Here is a 22,956-nt window from a genome sequence, read left to right as displayed (position 1 = left end):
CGCCGGGCCACGGCTCCCGGCCCGCAGGGGGAGGGAAGGGCCCGGGGGCCCGCGCTGTGCGGGACCCCCAGGGGGCCGACGGCCCCGGCGCCGCGTACAGGGGGCAGGCGGGTCAGGAGACCTTGCGGCCGCGCATGCCCTGCCTGACGACGCCCTTGAGCATGGAGCGGCCGAGGTCGCGCATCTCCTTGGGGCCGGAGGTGCTCGCCCACCACATGAACTTCATCATCGTGGGGGTGGTGGCGCGGTAGAACCGGTGGTCCTCGGGGTCCTTCCAGCCGAACGGAGTGTTCACCGACTCGCAGTTGCGGATCGCCTCGAAGACGATGTCGGCCGCCTTGTCCCCGTCGATCTCCCCGGCCTCGTACCGTTCGCAGGTCTCGGCCGTGATGTCGAAGAGGTGCTTGAAGGCATGGCTGTCCGGCCACCAGAGGCCGGTGTAGGGGGCCTTCTCCATCTCCTTGAAGTGCCGGTCGTCGCCGTCGAACTCGAAGGCCTGGCGCGCCTGGATCTGCCGCATGGTGGCCGGCGTGGTGAAGCAGGCCCACACGCGGAAGACCGCGTTCCAGAGACGGAAGTGGCTGAAGGCGATGTACGAGCTGTTGACGATCTTGTCGTTGTACTCCAGCAGCCCCTGCTCCAGCCGCTCCACGTACTCGAAGCGCTCCGCCTTGAAGTCGTCCTCGCGCAGCGCGTCCAGGACGCGCCAGGCGAGGGCGTCGACCACCTCGAACGTGTTGGACAGCCCACGGGAGAAGAGCGGGTCGATGAAGCCGGCGGCATGGGACATCAGGCACCAGCGGTCCCCGACGGTCTGCTTGGAGGAGTACTGGATCCGGTCGGTCGAGACCCACTCGCGCACCCGCTTGGCGCCGTCGAACTGGCGCTTCACCGCCGGGTACATGTCGAGGTAGTGGTTGAACTCCTCGTCGGGCGTCATGTCCTTCGGCTTGGGGTACAGCCGCTCGTCGAAGGTGAGGCCGACACTGCAGACCGGGTTCTTGGAGTCCTTGTAGTTGTCGAACGGGATGATCCAGAACCAGCCGCGCTCGATGAGGTGGTGCAGGGTGCCGCCGTGGAAGGGCGACTCGGCCGGCGGGCGCAGCGCCTCGGGGTAGTTGCACACGTCGTCGTACGGCTTGACGCCCACGTAATGGGTGAACAGCGAACGGGCGTGGTGCTTGTGCCGGGGCGGGTTGTCGCGCAGGGCGAACTTCTCGGCGAGCGGGGAGCGGAAGCCGCTCGCGTCGATGAGGTACTTGGCCCGGAAGACCTCGCCGTTGGTGCCCGTGACCGTGACGCCGTCGTCGTCGAAGTCCAGGTCGGTGGCGCGCCAGTTCTGGCGCAGCGTGCAGCCGTACTTCGCGGCGACGTTGAGGTAGTACGAGTCGGTGTCCTGCCGGTAGAGGTGGACGGCCTCCGTCAGCATCTTGGGGATCACGAACATGTTGGCCTCGCGCGGATCCGGCTCGCGGTTCTTCCGGTGCGAGACGAAGCCGAAGCTCTGCTTGCGGCCGTGGTGCGGCCCCATGTGCTCGGTGATCGCCTTCACGTCGAGCATGTGCTTGATCTCTGGCACGTCGTAGCGTGCGGCGAGTATGTGCAGCCACTCGACGAGCTGCGGGTTCTGCGACTCACCGATGGAGAACCGCGGGTGCTGGCCTGCGTCGATGAGGGCGACGTTCGCCCCCTGACGGGCCAGGATGGCGCCGGTGATGGAGCCCGCGAGGCCCGATCCCAGGATCAGGACGTCGCACTCGTTCCACTCTTCGGCCCCGGGGGCCTCTTTCACCGTCTGAGCCTTGACTGCCTGATCCTTGCTGGACAAGACCGCACTCCTTCTTTCTCGGGTTCGACGGGCGCTCACGTGGCGCCGGTCCGGTAGAGGTCAGGCGGCGCGCTGAGCCACGCCGAACCAACGGGTGAGCGCCTCTTCGAGGCCGTCGGGCGCGCCGTCGGTGCTCACCCAGGCGACATAGCCGTCGGGGCGGACCAGGAGGCTCGCGGCCGGGGCGTCCGCGTCGGCGCGGGACGCGGTGACGATGTCGACGCGGTCCGCCCAGCCGGTGGCGGCCGCGCGCAGTCCGGCGCTGTCGTGCAGGTCGAGCAGGACCGGACGCCCCTGGTGGAGCAGTGCGTACGTGGTGGTCTTCTCGTCGCCGGCGATCAGCTCCTGGTCGGGCAGGCGGCGGCCGAGCAGCGGGTGGTCGCCGGGCGCGGCGCCGTAGGTGATGTCCAGGCCCGTGACCAGGCCGACGAGGTGACGCCGCACCTCCTCGATCTTGACGAGGTCGGCGAAGATGTCGCGCAACGGCTGCATTTCGGGGCCGCCGAGGTAGAGCGAGCGCTGGACCAGGGTGTTGGCGACGATCATGGCGCCGACCGGGTGCCGTTCGGCGTGGTAGGTGTCGAGCAGGCCGTCGGGGGCCTGGCCCTTGACCACGGCCGCGAGCTTCCAGCCGAGGTTGACGACGTCGCCGACGGCGGCGCTGATGCCCTGGGCGCCGATCGGCAGGTGGATGTGGGCGGCGTCGCCCGCGAGGAAGACCCGGCCCTTGCGGTACTCGGCGGCGTGCCGGCTCGCGTCGGTGAAGTAGCTGGTCCACAGCGGCGTCGCGCCGGTGATGTCCTCGCCGGTCACCCGCTGGAAGGACTCGGCCACCTCCTGGAAGGTGGGCGGCTCCTGGGACGGGCGGACCCCGGCCCCGCGCTCGAAGACGACGACCCGGGTGGCGTGCGGTCCGAGGGGCAGGACCACGACCATGCCGGCCTCGCCGACCTCACCGGTGGGGCGGATCCGCAGCGGTACGCCGGTCACGTCGGCCATCTTCATCTCGATGGTGGCGTTGGTGCCGGGGAAGTCGATGCCGGCCAGCCGCCGGACGATGGAGCGGGCGCCGTCGCAGCCCACCAGGTAGGAGGCGCGCAGGCGCTCGGAACCCTCGGGGCCCTCGGCGTCGACCTCGATGCCGTCGGCGCTCTCGGTCATGCCGACGACCTGGTGACCGCGGCGTATCTCGGCTCCCAGCCCCGCGGCCCACTTGTGGAGGATGGCCTCGGTGCGGGACTGCGGGACGCCCCGTACGCCGAAGTTGCCGCCCTCGACGATGCGGTAGTCGATGGGGAGGCCGCCGAAGTGGCCTCCGGGAATGGTGTCCAGCTCACCGAATTCCTCGAGGAGGCCGCGCTGCCCGAATTCCTCGATGGTGCGGGCGGAGAATCCCAGGGCGCGTGACTGCTGCATGGGCTCGGTGAGCTGGTCGAGCACGATGACGGAAAGCCCCGAGAGGCGGAGTTCGCCGGCGAGCATGAGTCCCGCAGGACCTGCTCCGGCAACGATTACATCGGCATTCAAGTCGTCCATCTTCCCTCTCCCGCTGGTGTTTTCTTCAGTATTCCGACGGGACGGGGGAAGCTGAACGGTTGCCGGTACAGGGCTCTGACAAGTTCGTCAGATCTCCGGTATGTGTGTCAGACGGTGGACCGGAGCGGCTCCGGGGAGACACGGGAGGGTGCCGGAAGCACAGCTTCCGGCACCCTCTCGGTTCCTCGGATCAGGCGCCGAGTACCCGGTCGACCCGGATCTCGACGACCGCCAGACCCGGCGGCCTGGGCGGCGGCGACCAGAACCGCTTGGTGTAGAGGCGCACGCCCTCCGCGACACGGGCGGGATCGGTGGAGACCTCGGCCGTGCCCTCCAGCGTGATCCAGTGCCAGCCGGCCATCTGGCAGACCGACACCCGGCTGCCCGGCGAGGCCAGCAGGTTCCTGGCCTTGCGCCGCGTCACCGCGGTCATGACCCGGGCCAGGCCCGTGTCCTTGTCCCAGGTGAAGCGCACCGGCGCCGTGTGAGGGCTGCCGTCGGGACGGAGGGTGGTGAAGGTGCACAGGTGGTTCTCGGTGAGGAACGCCTGTGCCTCGGCGGACAGTACGGGCGTCGGTGTCTGTGTCGGTGCCATGGGATGTTCCGTTCCTCAGGCGACCGGGGCGCCGGCCGGCAGGTCCTTGGCCCGGGTCAGGGGCAGCAGCACCAGGGTGACCAGGAGGCCGGCCGCGGCAAAGCCGGCGCTGATGAGGAAGGCGTCGTGGAAGACCGTCGTGCGGGCCTGGTCGACCAGCTCGGGCACACCCTTGCTCTGCGCCTCCAGCTCGTCGATCCGGCGGAAGGCGTAGGTCGCGGCGACGGCGAGGCCGAGGGCTCCGCCGATCTCCTGGGAGGTGTTGATGAGGCCGGCGGCCAGACCCGACTCGCGCTCCTCGGAGCCGGCGAACGCGGAGATCTGGAGCGGCACGAAGGAGGCACCCAGGCCGAGGCCGCAGATGATGAACGCGGGCAGCAGGTCGATTGCGTAGGCCGCGTCGGACGGCGCCCTCCACAGCAGCAGCATGCCGGTGCCGACCAGGGTCAGACCGGTCATCAGGACGGGCTTGGCGGCGACCTTGGTGACGACCTGGGAGGCGATGCCCGCTCCGACCGCGGTGGTCAGGGCGAGGGGGACGTACGCGAGACCGGTGGTGATGGCCGAGTAGTCGAGCACCTGCTGCATGAAGAGGCTGGCGAAGAAGAACAGGCTGACGCAGGTGCCCAGGAGCAGAATCGCGATGATGTTGGCGGCACGCAGGGACGGCCTGCGGAAGACGCCGAGAGGCATCAGCGGATCGGCGGCGCGGCGCTCGATGAACAGGAAGCCGACCAGCAGCAGGGCGGAGAGTGCGAACCCGCCGTAGATACGGGCCATGGGGACATCGGAGTCGTCGACGGTCTGGCCGAGGGTGAAGATCAGCAGGATCAGACCGGCGGTGAGGACGACGGCGCCCGCGACGTCGAAGCTGCGGGTGCGCTCGGCGGAGCGGCTCTCACCGACGATCATCGGGGCGACCAGGGCGCCGATGATACCGATCGGCACGTTGAGGAAGAAGATCCAGCGCCAGCCCGGCCCGTCGGTGAACAGCCCGCCCAGAGTGACACCGGCGACGGCGGCGACGCCGCTGAGGGCGCCCCACACACCGAGCGCCTTGTTGCGCGCCGGGCCCTCCTCGAAGTTGCTGGTCAGCAGGGAGAGTGCGGCGGTGGCCATGAAGGCGGCGGCCAGACCCTGCGCACCACGTGCGCCGATCAGCATGGCCGAGTTCTGCGCCAGTCCCGCGAACAGCGAGGAGACGGCGAAGAGGACCAGGCCGGTCTGGAGCATCCGGCGGCGTCCGAGGGTGTCGGCGAGCCGGCCGGTCAGCAGCAGGAAACCGCCGAGGAGCATGCCGTACGTGGTGACGACGTACTGCAGCGCCGTCTGGGAGATGTGGAGCTCGGTCTCGATGGTGGGAAGGGCGACGTTCACGATCGACACGTCGAGGAACGTCATGAAGCCGGCCAGGCAGAGGAAGGCCAGGATGAGGCCGGGGCGGCGGGCGGGCCCGCCGTCCGGCTTCGCTGCTGAGGTGATCGGGGACTCTTGGACTGACATGACAACTCCTCGGAGAACGCGGAACGGATGAGGGGACGGGACAGGGAAAGCGGATGAAGCCGGTGGACCAGGTGGAGCCGGTGGAGCCGGGGCGGAGCCCTGAGCCTCTGGAACTGGGAAAAAGCCTGGTGGCGCGGGGAGAACGGCATGGCTGACGGCCGGTGACGGCGGTGCTCTGTGGCGTCTTCCAGGAAGCTAGCATCCCGAGTAAAGTAGGTACCTAGAGGAAAGTGACTACCTGGAGGGTTCGCATGAACACCAGCACCGCCCTGCCGGGCGCCGGAGCCGGCCCCGTGCACGGAGTGACCTCGGAGCAGGCGTGCCCGATCGCTCCGGTGCTCGACATCGTCTTCAGCCGGTGGACGACGCCGATCCTGTGGACGCTCCACGCCTTCGGCCGCCAGCGCTTCGTCGTGCTGCAGCGCAACATCGGCACCATCACTCCGAAGGTGCTCACCCAGCGTCTGCGGCAGATGGAGCGCGACGGGCTGGTGGTGCGCACCTACCACCCCGAGGTGCCCCCCAGGGTGGAGTACGAGATCAGCGAGCTCGGGAGCAGCCTGGCGCCGCTCTTCGCCCATCTCGCGGACTGGTCCGCGGACAACCTGCCGCGCGTCGAGCAGGCGCGGCAGGAGTTCGACACCGCGGAGTAGACGGCCTCCGGCCGCGGTCGCCGAGCGGACGGACGGGCGGCGGACCACGGCGCCCGGCACGTCAGCTCGCCCGTGCGGCTGCCGCATCGCCGTCCAGTTCCCGCATGGTTCCCTGGAAGAAGATCAGCGGATCCTTCTCGGTGGCGGGCGCCCCGAGTTCGACGACCTCGCCGAGCAGGATGGCGTGGTCGCCGCCGTCGTACTCGGTGATCAGACGGCAGTCCAGGAAGGCGAGCGCCTCGCTGAGGACCGGCAGTCCGGCCTCCGAGCGGTGGTGGACGACGTCGTCCATCCGGGCCGAGTTCCGGCCGGCGAACGCCCAGGCCAGGCTTTGCTGATGCTGGGTCAGGAAGTTGACCACGAAGCCGCCTGCGTCCTGGACCACCGGCAGCAGCCTGGACGCGCGGTGCAGGCAGATGAGCACCAGCGGCGGCTCCAGCGAGACCGAGGTGAACGAGTTCACCGTGGTGCCGGACGCCTCCTGCCCGGAGCCGGAGGTGATGACCGTGACGCCGGTGGCGAAGTTCCCGCACACGTCGCGCAGGGCGCGTCCGTCGACCGGGGCCGGTTTCTTGGTGGTTGCTGACTGAACAGGAATCACGACATGCCCTTTCTCAGGTGCGTGGGGTGATGAGATGCGCGGCGTCCTCCGGCACGCGCTGCTTCTCCGGTGCGTCCGGTTCCGGCCCGCGCGCGGTGGGTACGGCCGGGGGTGCGGGACGGGACAGCAGCGGGCCCACCATCGCGGTGGTGACCAGCGCCATGATCACCAGCATGGTGAACATGCGCCCGTCCAGGACGCCGAGGCTGACGGCCGCGTTGAGGATGATGAGTTCGGTCAGGCCCCTGGTGTTCATGAGGAGCCCGAGGTCCCTGGAGTCCCGCCACGAGAAGCCGGCCAGCCGGGCCGGCACGATGGCGCCGATCAGCTTGCCCGCACAGGCCACGGCGATGATCAGGGCGAGCCCGACGCAGTCCGACCTCGTCAGCGCGCCGAGGTTCACGCCCAGGCCTGTGACGATGAAGAAGACGGGAAGCAGGACGGTGCTGACGTTGCTCATCGGCTTGCGCAGGTGCTCGGCCAGCACGCGGGCGGGCTCGCGCGGCATCACGAAGCCGAAGAGGAACGCCCCGAAGATCGCGTGGATGCCGATCCACGAGGTCAGCACCGCCGATCCGAGCGCGCCCGCGCACAGCACCGCCAGCAGCGTCGGCCAGCGCTCCGCCGCCGCCCAGCGCCACACCAGGCGTGCCGCCAGCGGCCGTACGACCAGGAACATCAGAGCCACGTAGGCCACGCTGAGCAGCCCGATGCGCGCCAGCTGGGAGTAGTCGCCGTCCGAGGTGACCAGGGCGGAGACATACGCCAGCAGGCACCAGGCGAGCAGGTCGTCGACCGCGGCGCTGGCCAGGGACAGCGATCCGACCCGGGTGCCCAGGAGCCCGTTCTCGGAGAGGACACGGGCCAGCACCGGGAAGGCGGTCACCGACATGGCCGTGCCGAGGAAGGTGGCGAAGGCGACGAAGGAGATCTCCTTGCCGGCCACGGTCGCGTGTTCGTCGTACAGCACGGGCGCGAGCGCGACACCCAGGCCGAACGACAGGACGATCGACGACAGCGAGACGCCGGCCGCGAGACCGGCGTGCGGCCGGACCAGCCGCTTCTCGAACTCCCAGCCGACCACGAACATGAAGAGGACCAGGCCGACCTGGGCCACCGCAGACAGCAGCGGACGCACCTCGGCGGGGAAGAGACGCCCGGGCAGGTCGCCCGGCAGCAGCCCCAGAACGCTCGGCCCCAGCAGGATGCCGGCGGTGATCTCACCGACGACCGCGGGCTGCCGCAGCCGTTGGGCGAGCCGGCCGAGCGCGGCGCCGGCCAGCAGCACCACACCGATGCCGAGCAGCAGCATCGTGAGGGTGGACTCCTGTACGCCGCCGGCCGCCGATGCGTTCACCGGGACTCCTGGGGAGCGGGCGGAGAGCCGTCGGTCCACAGGACCCGGAACGACAACGCGGCGAGCCGCCAGCCCTCGCCGGTCAGCCGGGCCTCGCCCGTCGCCAGCGTGCCGGCGGTGAACAGCGGTCCGCCCGCGGCGCCGGGCCGGTGCACATGCGTCGAGACGAGGTTGGCGCGCAGCACCGCGCGCCCCTCCTCCTTGATGTCCACCACCGCGGCCGAGCCCAGATGCTGGGTGGCGGCGAAGGCCGCGAGCGAGTCACGGTGGTAGGCGGCGAGCCCTTCGAGGCCCTTGTGGCCGCTCATGGGGAACTCCACCCGCGCATCACGGGTGAACAGCGCGGCGGCCCACGCGTCGTCCAGTTCCTCGTCGTCGAGACCGATGAGATACCGGTCAAGCAGCGTACGTATGTCGGCTATTGCCTGGCCTGGATGCATTACCCGAGCATGGCCGCCATTCCAATGGCAGGCCAAGGCGCTTTTCAGAGACCTGACGATTATGCGGAAGATCTTACGCGCGCAACCGGAAACTTGACAGAACCGCGCTGAATCATGACGGGAGAGGCCTTTCCCGGCCCGCTTTTCCCCTGCCAGGCTGTGACGGGAACACCCGGCCCGAGTGGTTATGGCCGTTCGCAAACCCCTTTCCTCGAATGGAAGAGAAGAGAATGCCGAAGATTGCAGCCGACGGTCAGCATCTGACTGTTCTCAACCTGTTCTCGACCGACGCTCCCGAGAAGCAGGTCAAGCTTCTCGCCGCGATGCGTGAGATCGTCGATTCCGCCGCCTACCAGGGCTGGATCTCCAGCACCGTCCACGCGGGCGAGGACAAGCCGGGCACCGCCAACTTCATCCAGTGGAACAGCAGCGAGGACCTCGAAGCCCGCTACGCCGGCGAGGAGTTCAAGCACCGCACGCTGCCGCTGTTCGGCGAGATCACCACCTCGATCCGGCTGCTGCAGAACGAGATCGCCTTCACCCAGTCGAAGCCCGGCCTGGACGGCACCGAGATCTCCCCGGACCGCGACGACTACACCGCCATCGAGCTGTTCGGCGTGGCCGAGGAGGAGCAGGAGGACCTCGTCGACGCGCTGGGATCCTCCCAGGAGTGGCTCCAGGACGTGCCGGGCTACCGCACCCACACCGTGCTGCGCGGCTTGCGCGCCCGTGGCATCGAGGGCAAGTTCGTCGTCTCGTACTCGCAGTGGGACAGCAAGGAGGCGTACGACGCCTTCCGTGACGCGCCGGAGGCGGACCGCGCCCCGGAGCGTCAGAAGGTCGACGCCCGCGTCGCCGCGCTGTCGACCTGGCAGGACGTCAACACCTACCGCGTCGTCCACACCCGCGCCGCGGGCGAGTGACGGCCGGCCCGGCCGGAGTTCCGGCCGGGCGCACGTACGGAGACGTACACCTCGGGCGGCGTCGAGCGAGACCGCCCGCACTGCCGCTGCCGGGCACCGACCGGCAGCGGCAGTCCAGGTTCCGGCCCGCCGGGCTTCCCGGACGGACCGTACGTACAGGGTTTTTCCCTCGCGGGCGTATCGGGCACCGGGCTCCCCCGGGCCGTGCCGTTGTCACGAGTCGACGCGACCACGGCCACGCCTCCATGGGGTGATCCGGCCCGTACTCCCCGCGCCCTTCAAGGACGAGGAGTCCCAACATGAGTCAAGCGGGCGTGCGCCGGACGGCGCACGAGATCACCGTGGCCGCCCCGGCCGCCACGGTCCACCGGCTGATCGCCGATGTGGAGAACTGGCCGAGGACGTTCCCCGCCACCGTCCATGTCGCGCACGACGAAGCACCGGAGGGCGAGCAGCTCCTGCGCATCTGGGAGGCCGCCGGCGGAACGCTGCGGTCCCGCAGGCTGCGCCGGATCGTCCAGGACGCCGAACTCCGCGTCAACTTCGAGAGGCTGCACGTCGAAGCACCCCTCACCTCCCTCGGCGGCGCATGGGTCGTCGAACCGCTCGGGGAGGAGTCCGCCCGGGTGCGGCTGCTGCACGAGTTCCGGGTGTCAGGGGACGACGCGGAGCTGGACACGGCCGGCGAGGAGGTCGCGGGCAGCGCCACGGCGGAGCTGGCGGCGTTGAAGGAGAACGTCGAGCGGGCCCACGCCACCGACGACGTCACCTTCTCCTTCGAGGACACCGTCCACATCAACGGATCCGCCAAGGACGCCTACGCCTTCATCGACGAAGCCGGACTCTGGCCCGAACGCCTCCCCCACGTCAGCACCGTCCACCTCACCGAGGACACCCCCGGCCTCCAGACCCTCACCATGGACACCCGCGCCAAGGACGGATCCGTCCACACCACCACCTCCCACCGCGTCACCTTCCCCCACCACCGCATCGCCTACAAACAGACCACCCTCCCCGCCCTCATGACCCTCCACACCGGCCTGTGGACCTTCACCGACACCGACAACGGCACCACCGCCACCAGCCAGCACACCGTCACCCTCAACACCGACAACATCACCAAAATCCTCGGCCCCCGAGCCACCACCCAAGACGCCCGCACCTACGTCCACACCGCCCTCTCCACCAACAGCCTCGCCACCCTCAACCACGCCAAAGACCACGCGGAGAAGCGCTGATGGCGGTGGGCAACGTGCTGTCCATCGGCGAGGGGGAGCTGCATCTGTGGCTGCTGCCACCGCCGCTCTCGCCCCGCGACATACCGATCGGCGAGCTCGACGCGCTGGAGAAGCGGCGCGCCGCGGCGTACGTCGCCGCCGAGAACCAGCGGATGTACGCAGCCGCGCACGTGGGCCTGCGCCGCGTGCTGGCCGTCTACACCGGCATCGCGCCGCAGCTGCTCTCCATCGCGGGCGAGCGCTACGACGGGGCCGGTGGCCGGCACGGCCGGCCGCGGGTGCTCGGGATGCCGGGCGCCCCGGAGTTCTCCCTCTCGCACAGCCACGGTCTCGCCGTGGTGGCGGTGACCGAACCCCGGGTGGGCGCCGACGTCCAGCGTCTTCCGTCCGACGCGACGGCCGAGGCCGTTCTCCCGTCCCTTCATCCGGCCGAGCGGGGTGAGCTCGGCCGGATGTCCGGCGCCGAACGGACCAGGGCGTTCGGCCGGCTGTGGACACGCAAGGAGGCCTATCTGAAGGGGCTGGGCACCGGCCTGGGCCGAAGTGTCCATCTCGACTACCTGGGCGAGTACGGGACCGGCCACCGGCCCGACGGCTGGGTGGTCGGCAATCTCCCGCTGTGCGAGAGCCATATCGCCGCGGTGGCGGTCATGGGCAGCGGGGACCGCCGCGTCCTCATCCGGTCCGTACCCGAAGCACTCCTGTACGCCCGTGACGCCGCGGACCGGATCGCCACGGTCGAGCCGGGCCTGCACGCCCTGCTGCGCGACGTCGTCGGCGGCACCCGGGACGGCACACGGGCGGCCTGAGCACCGGTGCGCGACACACAGAAGCACCGAGGGGCCGGGGGATTTCTCCCCGGCCCCTCGGTGCTTCTGCCGTACGCCCGCCCGTCGAGGTCACACGACAGGCGCTCAGGCCGCGCGGGCCACCGGTCGCGGGGCGGACTGCCAGGTGCGCGGGCCGTCGAAGACGGCGACCCGGTCCGGTCGCTGCCACAGGGCGACCGCCTGGTGGCGGCGGGCCAGGTCGTCCGGCTCGACGCCCGCCGAGGCGGCACGGGCCATCAGGACCGCGGTCAGGGCGGCCAGTTCCTCCGGGGAGACGTTCCCCTTGACGACGCGCAACGAGAGCCCGGCGGGCTGGATGTCCGGATCCGTGTCCATGGCTGCTCCTCGGCTCACTGGGGCGGGTTGCCGTGCTTGCGGCACGGCAGGTCGGCGTGCTTGGCGACGAGCATCGACAGCGAGCGGGCCAGCACCGACCGGGTGTCCCGGGGGTCGATGACGTCGTCGACCAGGCCACGCTCGGCCGCGTAGTACGGATGGACGAGCTCCTGCCTGTACTGCTCGATCTTCTCCTGGCGCATGGCCTCGGGGTCGTCGGCCGCGGCGATCTCCCGGCGGAAGACCACGTTGGCGGCGCCCTCCGCGCCCATCACCGCGATCTCGTTGGCCGGCCAGGCCAGCGCGATGTCCGCGCCGATCGACCGCGAGTCCATGACGATGTACGCGCCGCCGTACGCCTTGCGCAGCACGACCGACACCCGGGGCACGGTCGCGTTGCAGTACGCGTACAGCAGCTTGGCGCCGCGCCTGATGATGCCCTCGTGCTCCTGGTCGACGCCCGGCAGGAAGCCCGGCACGTCCACCAGCGTGACCAGCGGGATGTTGAACGCGTCGCAGAACTGCACGAACCGCGCGCCCTTCTCGCTCGCCCTGATGTCCAGGACCCCCGCCATCGCGGCGGGCTGGTTGGCGACGATGCCCACGGTGTGTCCGTCGATCCGGGCGAGCGCGCAGACGATGTTCTGCGCCCAGGCCGCGTGCACCTCCATGTAGTCGCCGTCGTCGACGAGTTCCTCGACTACGCCGCGGATGTCGTACGACTGGTTGCCGTCGAGGGGCACCAGGTCGAGCAGCGCGTCGCCGGGGCGGTCGGCCGCGTCCCCGCTGAGCACCTTGGGAGGAAGTTCCCGGTTGTTGGAGGGCAGCAGGGAGATCAGGTACCGGACCTCCGCCAGGCAGGTCTCCTCGTCGTCGTGGACGAAGTGGACCGCGCCCGACTTGCCGGCGTGCACGTCGGCGCCGCCGAGGCCGTTCTGGGTGATCTCCTCGCCGGTGACCGCCTTGACCACGTCCGGTCCTGTGATGAACATCTGGGAGATGTCCCGGACCGCGAAGACGAAGTCGGTCAGCGCGGGGCTGTAGGCCGCGCCGCCCGCGCAGGGGCCGAGCATGACCGAGATCTGCGGGATGACCCCGGAGGCCCGGGTGTTGCGCTGGAAGATCCCGCCGTATCCGGCGAGCGCGGAGACGCCCTCCTGGATCCGGGCGCCGGCGCCGTCGTTGAGGGACACCAGCGGGGCGCCGGACGAGATGGCCATGTCCATGATCTTGTGGATCTTGGTGGCGTGGGCCTCGCCCAGCGCCCCGCCGAAGACCCGGAAGTCGTGCGCGTAGACGAAGACCGTCCGGCCCTCGACCGTGCCCCAGCCGGTGACCACACCGTCGCCGTACGGCTTCTTGGCCTCCAGGCCGAAGCCCGTCGCCCGGTGCCGGCGCAGCGCCTCCACCTCGGAGAAACTGCCCTTGTCCAGCAGCAGTTCGATGCGCTCGTGCGCGGTCAGTTTGCCCTTGGCGTGCTGGCGTTCGGTGGCACGGGGATCGAGACCGTGCCTGGCCTCGTCCTTGCGGGACTCCAGGCCGGTGAGCCGTTCGGTGAGTGTGTCGGATATCGCGGGCGGCATGTGCGGGTCTCCTGTCTGTATCGGCGGTGCACGGGTGGCGGGTGCCGGTCTTCGGCGGCCTCACCCCCGGGTGGCCCGTACGCGGCTCAGGCGGGCGCACCCGCACGGGCCAGGCACTCCTCCAGGAAGGTCAGGGCCCGCAGGTGGTAGGCGCGGGCGGCCCAGCCGAGGCTGATGTTGTGGCCCGCCTCCGGCTGCCGGTCGACGGTGACGAACGGCGAGGCGGTGAAGAGACCGGCGAGTTCGGCGAGGTCGTCCTCGCTGTGCCGCCACCACAGTTCGCGCTCGGCGAAGGTGAGCCGGACCGGGACCGGGACCCGGGCGGCGGCCGCGGTGAAACTGGCGGGCCAGCGCGCCGCCTCCGCCCGCTCCCGCACCGGCATGGGCGCGACGAGGGCGGCGGCGTCACGGAACGTGTTGGGCGGATAGAAGCGCAGGGCTCCCCAGTTCCGCTTCCAGTGGCCGTGCTGGTGGGGGTCGCGCAGATCGTCAGTGTCGACGGCGTAGTCCCGGCCGCAGCCCGAGACGTCCAACCCCAGGAGGGGCGGCGCGGCGTCATCCTGGCCCGCCGCGTAGGTGAGGGCGAGCTTCCCGCCGAACGAGTGCGCGACGAGGAACACCCCCGCGCCGGTGGGATAGCGGCCGGCCAGGTGGGCGAGCGCGGCGCCCAGCATGGCGGACTGCCCGGACAGGTCCTGGCCGTACGGCAGTTGGGCGGCGGACAAGCCGTATCCGGGCCTGTCCACCGAGACGACCGTGTAGCCGAGAGCGGCACCGAGGGCGAGGAGGGAGACATCGGGATGGGCCTGGCCGTCGAAGTAGCCCGCCCGCATGCCGCCGCCGTGGACCGCGACGACCGTCGCACGCGGTGTGCCCTGCGGCTGGGCGATCAGCGCGGACAGCCGGCAGGGCCCGGCCTCCAGGACGACCGGGCGGACCCCGGGCGACATCGCGGGTGCGGCGGCCGGCACGACGGCGGGCGCGTTCACGGCATGGCCCGGGTCGTGCGGGTGAGATGTGGGGCGCTGCTCATGTTCTCCTCCTGGTGCCTGTTGGGAATGGCTGCACAACCGTGGCGCGCGGGGCCGTTCAGGCGGGGGCGCCGAACCAGCGGTGCAGTGCGCCGCCGAGCTCCGAGGCGCTCGCGCCCGCCCAGGCGACATAGCCGTCGGGGCGGACCAGGGCCGCCTCGGCACCCGCGAAGACGCCGGGATCCTGGAGTGTGCCGGTGACGACGGAGACCCGGTCCTTCCAGCCCGCCGCCGCCTCCCGTACGTCCGGGTCGTCGGCGAGGTCGAGGACGAGGCCCTGCGCCGAGTGCAGCAGCGTGGGGGTGCCGACAGGGCCGGAAGCGGTCTCCAGGACACGCGGCGGGAGCCTGCGCCCGAGCAGCGGATGGTCCCCCTCACCCAGGTCGTAGCGGACGTCGAGGTGGCTGACCACCCCGGCGAGGAACCGCTTGACCGGGTCCAGCTCGATGAGCCCGGCGAACAGGGTCCGCAGCGGCTCCGACTCGGCTCCGCCGAGGAACACCGTGCCCTGCGCGAGGGTGTTGGCCAGCAGCCGCGCACCGGCCGCGTGCCGCTCGTCGTGGTAGGTGTCGAGCAGACCGTCGGGGGCCTGGCCCCGCACCACCGCGGCCAGCTTCCAGCCCAGGTTGACGGCGTCCTGGACGCCGGTGCTCAGCCCCTGGCCGCCGGCCGGCAGGTGGATGTGCGCGGCGTCGCCGGCCAGCAGCACACGCCCGCGCCGGTACTCGCTCGCCTGCCGGGTGGCGTCGCTGAACGAGCTGACCCAGTCGGCGCTGCCGCCGGATATGTCCTCGCCGGTCAGCCGCTGCCAGGCAGCCGCGACCTCCGCGAAGTCCGGCGTCCGGCTACGGTCCGCGGGCGGTGCGCCGTGCTCGCACACGATGATCCGGTCCACACCCTCGGCGAGCGGCGCGGCCATCACCATGCCTGCCGGGACCCGCTCGCCGAGGAACCGCGGGGGGATCGAGCAGCCCACGACATCGGCGAGGTACATGCCACGCGTGGCGTCGGTGCCGGGGAAGGAGAACCCGGCGGTCCTTCGGACCAGGCTGTGTCCGCCGTCGGCACCCACCAGATAGCGGGCGCGCAGCCGGCGTTCGCCGTCCGGGGTGTCGGCGGTGACGGTGACCCCGTCGGCGTCCTGGGAGAGGTCGAGCAGGTCCCAGCCGCGCCGGATCCCGGCGCCGAGCTCAAGGGCCCACTCCTCCAGTACCGCCTCGGTGCGGGACTGCGGGATGCCGCGCGCCCCGAAGTGCGCGTCCTCCAGCGCGGTGAAGTCGAACTGCACCCCGCCGAAGTGGCCCATCGGGCTCGTCTCCAGCCCCCCGAACCTCGGGACCAGGCCACGCTGGTCGAAGGACTCCAGGGCGCGTGCGGTGAATCCCAGGCCCCGGGACTGCCCGGTGGGGCGCTCCAGGCGTTCGAGGACGATGACGTCCGCGCCGCCCAGTCGCAGCTCCCCTGCCAGCATGAGCCCGGTGGGCCCCGCGCCGGCGATGATTACGTCGGCGTCCGTGACGTCGGCATCCATGGGTGTGCCTTCCTGGTTCCTGCCGTCGTCTCAGCGCGCGGCAGCGGTTTCGGTGGAGTGGGCGGTGCGCGTACGGTCCGGTTCCCCGAACCAGCGGCGCAGCGCGGTGCGCAGAGCGGGGTCACCGGTGTTCCGGCCGCCCCAGGCGACGTATCCGTCGGGCCGCACCAGCAGTGCCTCGCCGGCGCGCAGCGGGGAGCCCGCGGCGGGCCGTGCGGCGACCCGTGCGACCCGGTCCTCGCTCCACGCCGCCCCGGAGGTCCCGCCGGGGCCCGGGGTTGTCCCGGCGCCGAGGTCGAGCAGCAGGCCCGTGCCACGGCGGAGCAGCTCCGCCGTGCGGATCGTGGCGCCGCCCCCGGCCGTGTTCCGCGTCAGCTCGACGGGTGGCAGCCGGAGGCCGAGCAGCGGGTGGTCACCGCCGTCCGCCAGGTCGTAGCGGACGGCCAGACCGCTGATCGTCCCCGCGAGGCGGATCCGTACGTCGTCGAGCGCGATCAGTTCGGCCACGATCGCGCGCACCGGTTCGATCTCCGGCCCGCCGAGCAGCAGCCGGGCCTGCGCCCGGATGTTGGCCAGGACTTCGGCGCCGACCGCGTGGCGTTCGGTGTGGTAGCTGTCCAGGAGTCCTCGGGGGGCGTCGCCGCGGACCTCGGCGGCCAGTTTCCAGCCCAGGTTGAAGGAGTCCTGCACACCCAGGTTGAGGGCCTGTCCGCCGCTGGGCATCTGCCGGTGGGCGGCGTCCCCCGCGAAGAGGATCCGGCCGTGGCGGTACCGGTCGAGCTGGCGGGCGGCGTCACCGAAGGCGTTGATCCACAGCGGGACGCCGTGGCTGATGTCCTCGCCCGTCACCCGCTTCCAGGTCCCGGCGACCTCCGCGAAGTCCGGCGCGCCGGAACGCCGGCGTGCGGGCGCCCCGAACTCGTGCACCATCACCCGGGTGACGCCGTCACGGGTGGCGGAGATGGCCAGGCCGCCGGGCAGCCGGAGGAAGCGCCGGTCCGGGGTGCGGATCCCTGCGACGTCGGCGCGCAGCAGTTCGCGTTCCGCGTCCCGGCCGGGGAAGTCCGCCCCGACGAGCCGCCGTACGGTGCTCTCCTCGCCGTCGCAGCCGACCAGATAGCGGGCGGAGACCCTGACCGGGCCGTCCGGGCCGACGGCGTCGGCGCTCACGCCGTCCGGTCCTGCGGTCAGTCCGGTCAGCCGGTGGCGTCGGCGCAGGTCCGCCCCGAGCTCCGCGGCCCGGTCCTGGAGGAGTTCCTCCGTCCGGCCCTGCGGCACCTTCCACTGGCCGGGGTGCGAGCTGGGCAGCGTGAGGTCGAGCCCGATGCCACCGAAGTGGCCGCGCGGCTCGCACGGCGGCGTGCCGAGGGCGGCCAGCAGTCCACGGCTGTCGAGGATCTCCATGGTGCGGGCGTGCAGCGTGCTGGCCCGCGACTCCGTGGTGGGCCCGGGTCGCTGGTCGAGGACCAGCACCTCGGCCCCGCCGAGCCTGAGTTCGCACGCGAGCATGAGCCCGGCGGGGCCGGCCCCGACCACCAGGACATCGGTCCTCAGGGCCCGCGCGGTGTCCTGGGCGGCGCCCCGGTGGTCCGCTGCCATGTCAGTACTTCTTCTCCGCGTGGTCTTTGGCGTGGTTGAGGGTGGCGAGGCTGTTGGTGGAGAGGGCGGTGTGGACGTAGGTGCGGGCGTCTTGGGTGGTGGCTCGGGGGCCGAGGATTTTGGTGATGTTGTCGGTGTTGAGGGTGACGGTGTGCTGGCTGGTGGCGGTGGTGCCGTTGTCGGTGTCGGTGAAGGTCCACAGGCCGGTGTGGAGGGTCATGAGGGCGGGGAGGGTGGTCTGTTTGTAGGCGATGCGGTGGTGGGGAAAGGTGACGCGGTGGGAGGTGGTGGTGTGGACGGATCCGTCCTTGGCGCGGGTGTCCATGGTGAGGGTCTGGAGGCCGGGGGTGTCCTCGGTGAGGTGGACGGTGCTGACGTGGGGGAGGCGTTCGGGCCAGAGTCCGGCTTCGTCGATGAAGGCGTAGGCGTCCTTGGCGGATCCGTTGATGTGGACGGTGTCCTCGAAGGAGAAGGTGACGTCGTCGGTGGCGTGGGCCCGCTCGACGTTCTCCTTCAAAGCCGCCAGCTCGGAGCGGCTGTTCTGGTCGACCGCCTCGTCGATCCAGAGCAGGTCGTGGGCGTCGTCGTCGATGGCCCGGTAGTCGTGCAGCAGCCGCACCCGGGCTGACTCCCCCGCCTGCGGCTCGATGATCCACGTACCGCCCATGGCCGCGACGGGGGCGGCTGTGACCTCCTGGCGGAAGGTGATCCGCAGGCCGTCCGGGTCGAGCTCGCGGCGGGACGTCCAGTTCTTCGGCTGTCCGTTGGCGGTCGCCCAGATCCGGATCCGCTCCTGCGAGCCGTCGGACTCCACCTGGTCCACATGGATCGTGGGCGGGAAGATCCGCGGCCAGTTGGTGACGTCGGCCAGCAGCCGGTACACGTCCGGCGCGGGCGCGGCGATGGTGATCTCGTGCTCAACCTCGCGGGTTGTCATGGGACTTCCTCTTCGGGGTTTCGGATGCCTCGGCACCCTCGGTGTACGGATCAGAAGTTGCCGAGTCCGCCGCAGACGTTGATGGCCTGGGCGGTCACGGAGGCGGCGGTGTCGGAGGCCAGATAGGCGACCATGCCCGCGACCTCCTCCGGGGTGGAGTAGCGGCCGAGCGGGATCTTGGACTGGAAGCGGTCGAGGATGGCGTCCTCGGAGGTGTCGTACGCGGCGGCGTAGCCGGCCCGGACCCGCTGGGCCATCGGCGTCTCGACGTAACCGGGGCAGACGGCGTTGACGGTGATACCCGTGGGGGCGAGCTCGTTGCCCAGCGCCTTGGTGAAGCCGACCACGCCGTGCTTGGAGGCGGAGTACGGGGCGCCGAGCACCACGCCCTGCTTGCCGGCGGTGGAGGCGATGTTGATGATGCGGCCGCGGCTCTTGTGGCGCATGCCCCCGGTGTTGAGGGCTTCTTTGGTCAGGCGGAAGACGCTGTTGAGGTTGGTGTCGACGACGTCGTTCCACAGCTCCTCGTCGATGTCCGCGGTCACACCGCCACCGGACCGGCCCGCGTTGTTGACCAGGACGTCGACGCTCCCGAACCGGTCGACCGCGGCCTGGACGAAGGCGGCGGCCGACGCGGAGTCGCGTACGTCCAGGACCGTTCCGTCGGCCTCGATGCCTTCGGCCTGTAGCTCCTTCACGGTGGCGGCGACGTTTGCGGCGTCACGCGCCCCGATGAAGACCCGGTGTCCCTGGGCGCCCAGCGCCCGCGCGCTCGCGAGGCCTATGCCACTGGTCGCGCCCGTGATCAGGGCGACCCGCTTCTCCTGCAACGACATGTCTCTTCTCCGTATGTTCCGTGGGTGGTTCGTCCTGGCGTTTCGTCGGGACGGTTCGTCCGGGCGGGGCGGATCGTGTCTCCGCCCCGCCCGGACGCGGGGAGATGCGGCCGCCGGCCGTCTCAGGCGGCGCGCGGGACCGCGAGGAGGTGCTCGTTGACCGCCGTGACCAGCGCGCGCGGGGTGTCCGCGTCGGTGAGCAGGTCCTCGTCCAGGACGATGCCGTACTCGCGCTCGATGCGGCTGCCGGTCTCCAGCAGGGCGAGGGACTCGTAGCCGAGCGCCTCGAACTGGACGTCGAGAATGTCCCCGTCGAGGTCGACGCGCTCGTCGGCCCCCGCACCCTCCAGGAGGATGCGCCGCAGGTCGTCCAGGGTGAAAGCGTTGGTGGTCATGTGGATCGTCCTTTCGTCATGGTCATGCGTGAGTGGGCCGGAGCCCGGCCGTGCGGGTGGTTCGAGGGGGGCGGTTCACGTACGGGGGAAGAAGGGCGCCCCCGCCCGCGGGTACGGGGGATGAACCCGTGGGCGGGGGCGCGGTCAATGGGGTGCGACGGCGGATCAGTCCGCCGCACGGACGACGACGGCCGAGTTGAACCCGCCGTAGCCGCGGGCCACCACCAGCGCCGTACGCAGATCGGCGGTGCGCGGGTTCTCGGTGACCAGGTCGAGGCCGTATTCGGGAGCCGGACGCGTGTTGACCGTCGGGGGGATCAGGCCTTCCTCGATGGCTAGCAGGGCGGTGGCCACGTCCAGCGGCGCCGCGCCCGAGTAGAGCCGGCCGGTCATCGTCTTGGGCGCGGTGACCGGGACGCCCTCCTCGCCGAAGACGTCCGCGAGAGCCTGGGCCTCGATCCGGTCCAGCTCGGGAACCCCGGCCGCGTCGGCGAAGACCACATCCACGTCCTCCGGCCTCACGCCCGCGTCGTCGAGGGCGATCTCGATGGCCTTGCGCAGCGCCGGCTCGCGTCCGCTGCCCGGCGCGGCGTCGAAGGTCGCGCCGTAGCCGCCGATCTCTCCGTAGACGCGCGCCCCGCGTTCGCGGGCGGAATCGGCCGACTCCATGATCAGGATCGCGCCGCCCTCGCCGGGGACGTAGCCGGAGGCGTCCGCGTCGAACGGCAGGAACGCCCGCGTCGGCTCGTCGCTGGTGGTCAGCCGCTTGGCGGCGAGCTGCGCCACCCAGCCCCAGGGGCAGATGGAGGCGTCGACACCACCGGAGACGATCATCCGGGTGCCCTTGCGGATCAGCCGGCGGCCATGCGCGATGGCGTCCAGGCCGCCGGCCTCGTCGCTGACGATCACCCCGCTGGGGCCCTTGAGCCCGTTACTGATGGAGATCTGGCCGCTGTTGACGGCGTAGAACCAGGCGAAGGACTGATACGCGCTGACGTACTGGCTGCCCTGGCTCCAGAGTTTCTGCAGCTCGTTCTGGCCGAACTCGAAGCCGCCCGACGAACTGGCCGTCACCACGCCCATGTCGTACTCGGCCAGACCCTTCGGGTCCACACCGGCGTCGGCGAGCGCCCACTCCGCCGCGACGAGCGCGAGACGCGTCATCCGGTCCGTCTGCGGCAGCATCCTGCTGGGGAGCAGCTCCTCGGCGGCGAAGCCGGGGACCTCCCCCGCGAGGGTCGCCGGGTAGGACGAGGAGTCGAACCGGGTGACCCGGCCTATTCCGTTCTTACCGGCCCGCGTGGCGGCCCAGTAGTCCCGCATGCCGAGCCCCGTGGGCGCGGTGATGCCCAGGCCGGTCACTACGACTGAGGTGGTCATGCCGCACTCCTCTCCGGGCGCGCCAGCACCATGGCGCTCTGGAATCCGCCGAAGCCGCTGCCGACGGTCAGGACCGCGTCGGTGAGCTGCTCCCGCGCCACCAGCGGTACGTAGTCGAGGTCGCACTCCGGGTCCGGGGTGTGCAGATTCGCCGTCGGGGGCACCACGTTGTGCTCCATCGCCAGCGCGGAGGCGGCGATCTCGATGGATCCGATGGCCCCGAGCGAGTGCCCCACCATCGACTTGATGGAGCTGACCGGAGTGCGGTACGCGTGGTCGCCCAGGCTCCGCTTGAACGCGGCGGTCTCGTGCCGGTCGTTCTGCTTGGTGCCCGAGCCGTGCGCGTTGATGTAGTCGATCTCGGTCGGGTTCATCCGCGCCTCGCCGAGGGCGGTGTCGATCGCCTCGGCCATCTCCTTGCCGTCGGGACGCAGACCGGTCATGTGATACGCGTTGGAACGGGTGGCGTAGCCGGCGATCTCGGCGTAGATGTGCGCGCCGCGCTTCTTCGCGCTCTCCAGTTCCTCCAGGACGAAGACCGCCGAACCCTCGCCCAGGACGAAGCCGTTGCGGGAGCCGTCGAAGGGGCGCGAGGCGTGCGCGGGGTCGTCGTGCCTGGGGGTGGTCGCCTTGATCGCGTCGAAGCACGCCATCGTGATCGGCGAGATCGGGGCGTCCGAGGAACCGGCGATCATCACGTCCACGGAGCCCTCGCGGAGCAGGTCGACGGCGTGGCCCACCGAGTCGATGCCGGAGGTGCAGCCGGTGGAGACCACCGTGCTCGGGCCCTGCGCGCCCACGGCCCAGGCGACCTCGGCCGTGAAGGAGCTGGGCACCAGGTAGTTGTACAGATGCGGGACCGCGTACTCGTGGTCGACCAGGTGCAGACGGCCGCCGTCGCTGACAACGTTGTACTCCTCGTCGAGGCCCATCGTCGCGCCGACGGCGCTGCCGATGGTGACCCCGACGCGGTACGGGTCGTAGGCCTCCAGGTCGATGCCGCTGTCGGCCACGGCACCGCGCGCGGCCACCACGGCGAACTGGGCGGCCCGGTCCATGCGCCGTATCTCCTGCGGCCCCAGGCCGTGTTCCCGGGGATCGAAGTCGATCTCCGCGGCGACCCTGGAACGGAAGGGGCTCGGGTCGAAGAAGGTGATCCCCCGAGTGGCGGTGCGACCGTCACTCAGCAGGTCCCAGAAGGCCTTCGCCCCGACGCCGCCGGGAGCGAGCACCTCGATACCGGTGATGACCACGCGTCGCCCGGTCACGCGGAGGCCTCCCAGCTGTAGAAGCGCTTCGCCATCGCGTCGGCCGGGGAACGCCAGGTGGCGGGGTCGTACGCCTCGATCAGCGGCTTGAGGTCCTCACTGATCTGCTGGAAGCGGTGGTCGTGCCGGGCCTCCTGTATCTGCCGTCCGCCCTGGTCCTCGTCGAAGTCCTGCAGGTGGAAATACAGACCCCGGTACTCGAAGAGCTGCCGCCGGCGCGTACCCATACGGTGAGGCATTTCGGTGCCGTCGAACTCACTGAAAAGCTTGGCGACATCAATGCTGGAAGCGGTGTCCATACGAGCCACGATCAGAGTGCTGTGCATGCTTTCCCTCTCCTCACTGCTCATCAATTCAATTTCAGTATCCGAGGCCCGTAAGGCGTTTTCAACGGTGCTTGTGTCAGGGCTTTGTCAGGCCGTGCAAGAATTCCGCAGCCCGATCAAGCGGAATCCTGTTACTCAGTCCTTGATTTCGCAGATCGTGGCGCCGGAGGAGACCGAGGTGCCGACTTCCGCGGCCAGGCCCTTCACGGTGCCGGAGCGGTGGGCGTTGA

Annotated in this window: 22 protein-coding genes; 4 read left to right on the top strand and 18 right to left on the bottom strand. The window is 70.7% G+C overall.

The features are described from left to right. Positions 1-112: 112 nt before the first annotated feature. From ACIREO_RS29540 to ACIREO_RS29525, 4 genes are all read right to left on the bottom strand, one after another. Positions 113-1,828, bottom strand: a complete 1,716-nt coding sequence (locus ACIREO_RS29540; RefSeq protein WP_404115679.1) for an NAD(P)/FAD-dependent oxidoreductase — start codon at positions 1,826-1,828, stop codon at positions 113-115. A gap of 60 nt (positions 1,829-1,888) precedes the next feature. Then, a complete protein-coding gene (locus ACIREO_RS29535; protein WP_404115677.1) occupies positions 1,889-3,364 on the bottom strand; it encodes an FAD-dependent monooxygenase in 1,476 nt (491 codons plus the stop codon). A 190-nt stretch (positions 3,365-3,554) separates the two neighbouring features. Further along, positions 3,555-3,959 (bottom strand): pyridoxamine 5'-phosphate oxidase family protein, encoded by a 405-nt coding sequence (locus tag ACIREO_RS29530; RefSeq protein ID WP_404115675.1) that lies wholly within the window; start codon positions 3,957-3,959, stop codon positions 3,555-3,557. A gap of 15 nt (positions 3,960-3,974) precedes the next feature. Further along, positions 3,975-5,462: an MFS transporter gene (locus ACIREO_RS29525; RefSeq protein ID WP_404115673.1), complete on the bottom strand. Its 1,488-nt coding sequence runs from the start codon at positions 5,460-5,462 to the stop codon at positions 3,975-3,977. Positions 5,463-5,713: 251 nt separating this feature from the next. On the opposite strand from ACIREO_RS29525, the gene ACIREO_RS29520 reads away from it, so the two are divergent. After that, positions 5,714-6,115, top strand: coding sequence for a winged helix-turn-helix transcriptional regulator (locus ACIREO_RS29520; RefSeq protein WP_404115671.1), 402 nt, complete (start codon positions 5,714-5,716; stop codon positions 6,113-6,115). A gap of 61 nt (positions 6,116-6,176) precedes the next feature. Here ACIREO_RS29520 and ACIREO_RS29515 read toward each other — a convergent pair whose 3' ends face one another. From ACIREO_RS29515 to ACIREO_RS29505, 3 genes are read right to left on the bottom strand one after another with little or no spacing between them, the layout of a single operon-like run. Next, the gene (locus ACIREO_RS29515) at positions 6,177-6,716 is read right to left on the bottom strand and encodes a flavin reductase family protein (RefSeq protein ID WP_404115669.1); all 540 of its coding nucleotides are present in this window, start codon (positions 6,714-6,716) and stop codon (positions 6,177-6,179) included. 13 nt (positions 6,717-6,729) lie between these two features. After that, positions 6,730-8,073, bottom strand: a complete 1,344-nt coding sequence (locus ACIREO_RS29510; RefSeq protein WP_404115667.1) for a cation:proton antiporter — start codon at positions 8,071-8,073, stop codon at positions 6,730-6,732. Next, complete coding sequence (locus ACIREO_RS29505) at positions 8,070-8,513, bottom strand: nuclear transport factor 2 family protein (RefSeq protein WP_404115665.1); 444 nt, start codon at positions 8,511-8,513, stop codon at positions 8,070-8,072. Before ACIREO_RS29505 ends, ACIREO_RS29510 begins: the two co-directional genes overlap by 4 nt. A gap of 230 nt (positions 8,514-8,743) precedes the next feature. On the opposite strand from ACIREO_RS29505, the gene ACIREO_RS29500 reads away from it, so the two are divergent. The 3 genes from ACIREO_RS29500 (at position 8,744) to ACIREO_RS29490 (ending at position 11,483) form a co-directional block, all read left to right on the top strand. Beyond that, a complete protein-coding gene (locus tag ACIREO_RS29500; protein ID WP_404115663.1) occupies positions 8,744-9,436 on the top strand; it encodes an antibiotic biosynthesis monooxygenase family protein in 693 nt (230 codons plus the stop codon). 299 nt (positions 9,437-9,735) lie between these two features. Beyond that, entirely contained in the window at positions 9,736-10,674 is a 939-nt protein-coding gene (locus tag ACIREO_RS29495; protein ID WP_404115661.1) for an aromatase/cyclase, read from the top strand. After that, entirely contained in the window at positions 10,674-11,483 is an 810-nt protein-coding gene (locus ACIREO_RS29490) for a 4'-phosphopantetheinyl transferase family protein (protein WP_404115659.1), read from the top strand. The genes ACIREO_RS29495 and ACIREO_RS29490 overlap by 1 nt, the downstream gene beginning before the upstream one ends. A 105-nt stretch (positions 11,484-11,588) precedes the next feature. On the opposite strand, the gene ACIREO_RS29485 is transcribed toward ACIREO_RS29490, so the two are convergent. The 11 genes from ACIREO_RS29485 to ACIREO_RS29435 form a co-directional block, all read right to left on the bottom strand. Next, positions 11,589-11,840: an acyl-CoA carboxylase subunit epsilon gene (locus ACIREO_RS29485; protein ID WP_404115657.1), complete on the bottom strand. Its 252-nt coding sequence runs from the start codon at positions 11,838-11,840 to the stop codon at positions 11,589-11,591. Positions 11,841-11,854: 14 nt separating this feature from the next. Then, positions 11,855-13,423 carry an acyl-CoA carboxylase subunit beta gene (locus tag ACIREO_RS29480; protein WP_404115655.1) on the bottom strand — a complete coding sequence of 523 codons (1,569 nt, stop codon included), beginning with the start codon at positions 13,421-13,423 and terminating at the stop codon, positions 11,855-11,857. A gap of 86 nt (positions 13,424-13,509) precedes the next feature. After that, a complete protein-coding gene (locus ACIREO_RS29475; RefSeq protein ID WP_404116054.1) occupies positions 13,510-14,373 on the bottom strand; it encodes an alpha/beta hydrolase in 864 nt (287 codons plus the stop codon). Positions 14,374-14,512: 139 nt separating this feature from the next. After that, positions 14,513-15,985, bottom strand: coding sequence for an FAD-dependent monooxygenase (locus tag ACIREO_RS29470; RefSeq protein WP_404115653.1), 1,473 nt, complete (start codon positions 15,983-15,985; stop codon positions 14,513-14,515). Positions 15,986-16,015: 30 nt separating this feature from the next. After that, positions 16,016-17,584, bottom strand: coding sequence for an FAD-dependent monooxygenase (locus tag ACIREO_RS29465; RefSeq protein WP_404115651.1), 1,569 nt, complete (start codon positions 17,582-17,584; stop codon positions 16,016-16,018). A 1-nt stretch (position 17,585) separates the two neighbouring features. After that, positions 17,586-18,521: an aromatase/cyclase gene (locus tag ACIREO_RS29460; protein ID WP_404115649.1), complete on the bottom strand. Its 936-nt coding sequence runs from the start codon at positions 18,519-18,521 to the stop codon at positions 17,586-17,588. A 50-nt stretch (positions 18,522-18,571) separates the two neighbouring features. Then, positions 18,572-19,357: a 3-oxoacyl-ACP reductase FabG gene (gene fabG, locus ACIREO_RS29455; protein ID WP_404115647.1), complete on the bottom strand. Its 786-nt coding sequence runs from the start codon at positions 19,355-19,357 to the stop codon at positions 18,572-18,574. A 122-nt stretch (positions 19,358-19,479) separates the two neighbouring features. Then, entirely contained in the window at positions 19,480-19,752 is a 273-nt protein-coding gene (locus tag ACIREO_RS29450; protein ID WP_404115645.1) for an acyl carrier protein, read from the bottom strand. A 165-nt stretch (positions 19,753-19,917) separates the two neighbouring features. After that, a complete protein-coding gene (locus tag ACIREO_RS29445; protein WP_404115643.1) occupies positions 19,918-21,132 on the bottom strand; it encodes a ketosynthase chain-length factor in 1,215 nt (404 codons plus the stop codon). Continuing rightward, on the bottom strand, positions 21,129-22,400 hold the full coding sequence (locus ACIREO_RS29440) for a beta-ketoacyl-[acyl-carrier-protein] synthase family protein (RefSeq protein WP_404115641.1): 1,272 nt from the start codon (positions 22,398-22,400) through the stop codon (positions 21,129-21,131). Before ACIREO_RS29440 ends, ACIREO_RS29445 begins: the two co-directional genes overlap by 4 nt. Next, positions 22,397-22,726 (bottom strand): TcmI family type II polyketide cyclase, encoded by a 330-nt coding sequence (locus ACIREO_RS29435; RefSeq protein ID WP_404115639.1) that lies wholly within the window; start codon positions 22,724-22,726, stop codon positions 22,397-22,399. Before ACIREO_RS29435 ends, ACIREO_RS29440 begins: the two co-directional genes overlap by 4 nt. Between the last annotated feature and the right edge of the window lie 230 nt (positions 22,727-22,956).

Source organism: Streptomyces sp. NPDC102441 (assembly GCF_044765585.1).
In the GTDB taxonomy this organism is placed as follows: Bacteria; Actinomycetota; Actinomycetes; order Streptomycetales; family Streptomycetaceae; genus Streptomyces.
This window is presented reverse-complemented; position numbering and strand designations above follow the sequence as displayed.

Excerpts from the sequence above, each read along its gene's own strand:
- ACIREO_RS29535 (WP_404115677.1), bottom strand. The coding sequence starts at position 3,364 with ATGGACGACTTGAATGCCGATGTAATCGTTGCCGGAGCAGGTCCTGCG.
- ACIREO_RS29530 (WP_404115675.1), bottom strand. The coding sequence starts at position 3,959 with ATGGCACCGACACAGACACCGACGCCCGTACTGTCCGCCGAGGCACAG.
- ACIREO_RS29525 (WP_404115673.1), bottom strand. The coding sequence starts at position 5,462 with ATGTCAGTCCAAGAGTCCCCGATCACCTCAGCAGCGAAGCCGGACGGC.
- ACIREO_RS29520 (WP_404115671.1), top strand. The coding sequence starts at position 5,714 with ATGAACACCAGCACCGCCCTGCCGGGCGCCGGAGCCGGCCCCGTGCAC.
- ACIREO_RS29505 (WP_404115665.1), bottom strand. The coding sequence starts at position 8,513 with ATGCATCCAGGCCAGGCAATAGCCGACATACGTACGCTGCTTGACCGG.
- ACIREO_RS29500 (WP_404115663.1), top strand. The coding sequence starts at position 8,744 with ATGCCGAAGATTGCAGCCGACGGTCAGCATCTGACTGTTCTCAACCTG.
- ACIREO_RS29495 (WP_404115661.1), top strand. The coding sequence starts at position 9,736 with ATGAGTCAAGCGGGCGTGCGCCGGACGGCGCACGAGATCACCGTGGCC.
- ACIREO_RS29490 (WP_404115659.1), top strand. The coding sequence starts at position 10,674 with ATGGCGGTGGGCAACGTGCTGTCCATCGGCGAGGGGGAGCTGCATCTG.
- ACIREO_RS29485 (WP_404115657.1), bottom strand. The coding sequence starts at position 11,840 with ATGGACACGGATCCGGACATCCAGCCCGCCGGGCTCTCGTTGCGCGTC.
- ACIREO_RS29480 (WP_404115655.1), bottom strand. The coding sequence starts at position 13,423 with ATGCCGCCCGCGATATCCGACACACTCACCGAACGGCTCACCGGCCTG.
- ACIREO_RS29475 (WP_404116054.1), bottom strand. The coding sequence starts at position 14,373 with ATGTCGCCCGGGGTCCGCCCGGTCGTCCTGGAGGCCGGGCCCTGCCGG.
- ACIREO_RS29470 (WP_404115653.1), bottom strand. The coding sequence starts at position 15,985 with ATGGATGCCGACGTCACGGACGCCGACGTAATCATCGCCGGCGCGGGG.
- ACIREO_RS29465 (WP_404115651.1), bottom strand. The coding sequence starts at position 17,584 with ATGGCAGCGGACCACCGGGGCGCCGCCCAGGACACCGCGCGGGCCCTG.
- ACIREO_RS29460 (WP_404115649.1), bottom strand. The coding sequence starts at position 18,521 with ATGACAACCCGCGAGGTTGAGCACGAGATCACCATCGCCGCGCCCGCG.
- fabG (WP_404115647.1), bottom strand. The coding sequence starts at position 19,357 with ATGTCGTTGCAGGAGAAGCGGGTCGCCCTGATCACGGGCGCGACCAGT.
- ACIREO_RS29450 (WP_404115645.1), bottom strand. The coding sequence starts at position 19,752 with ATGACCACCAACGCTTTCACCCTGGACGACCTGCGGCGCATCCTCCTG.
- ACIREO_RS29445 (WP_404115643.1), bottom strand. The coding sequence starts at position 21,132 with ATGACCACCTCAGTCGTAGTGACCGGCCTGGGCATCACCGCGCCCACG.
- ACIREO_RS29435 (WP_404115639.1), bottom strand. The coding sequence starts at position 22,726 with ATGCACAGCACTCTGATCGTGGCTCGTATGGACACCGCTTCCAGCATT.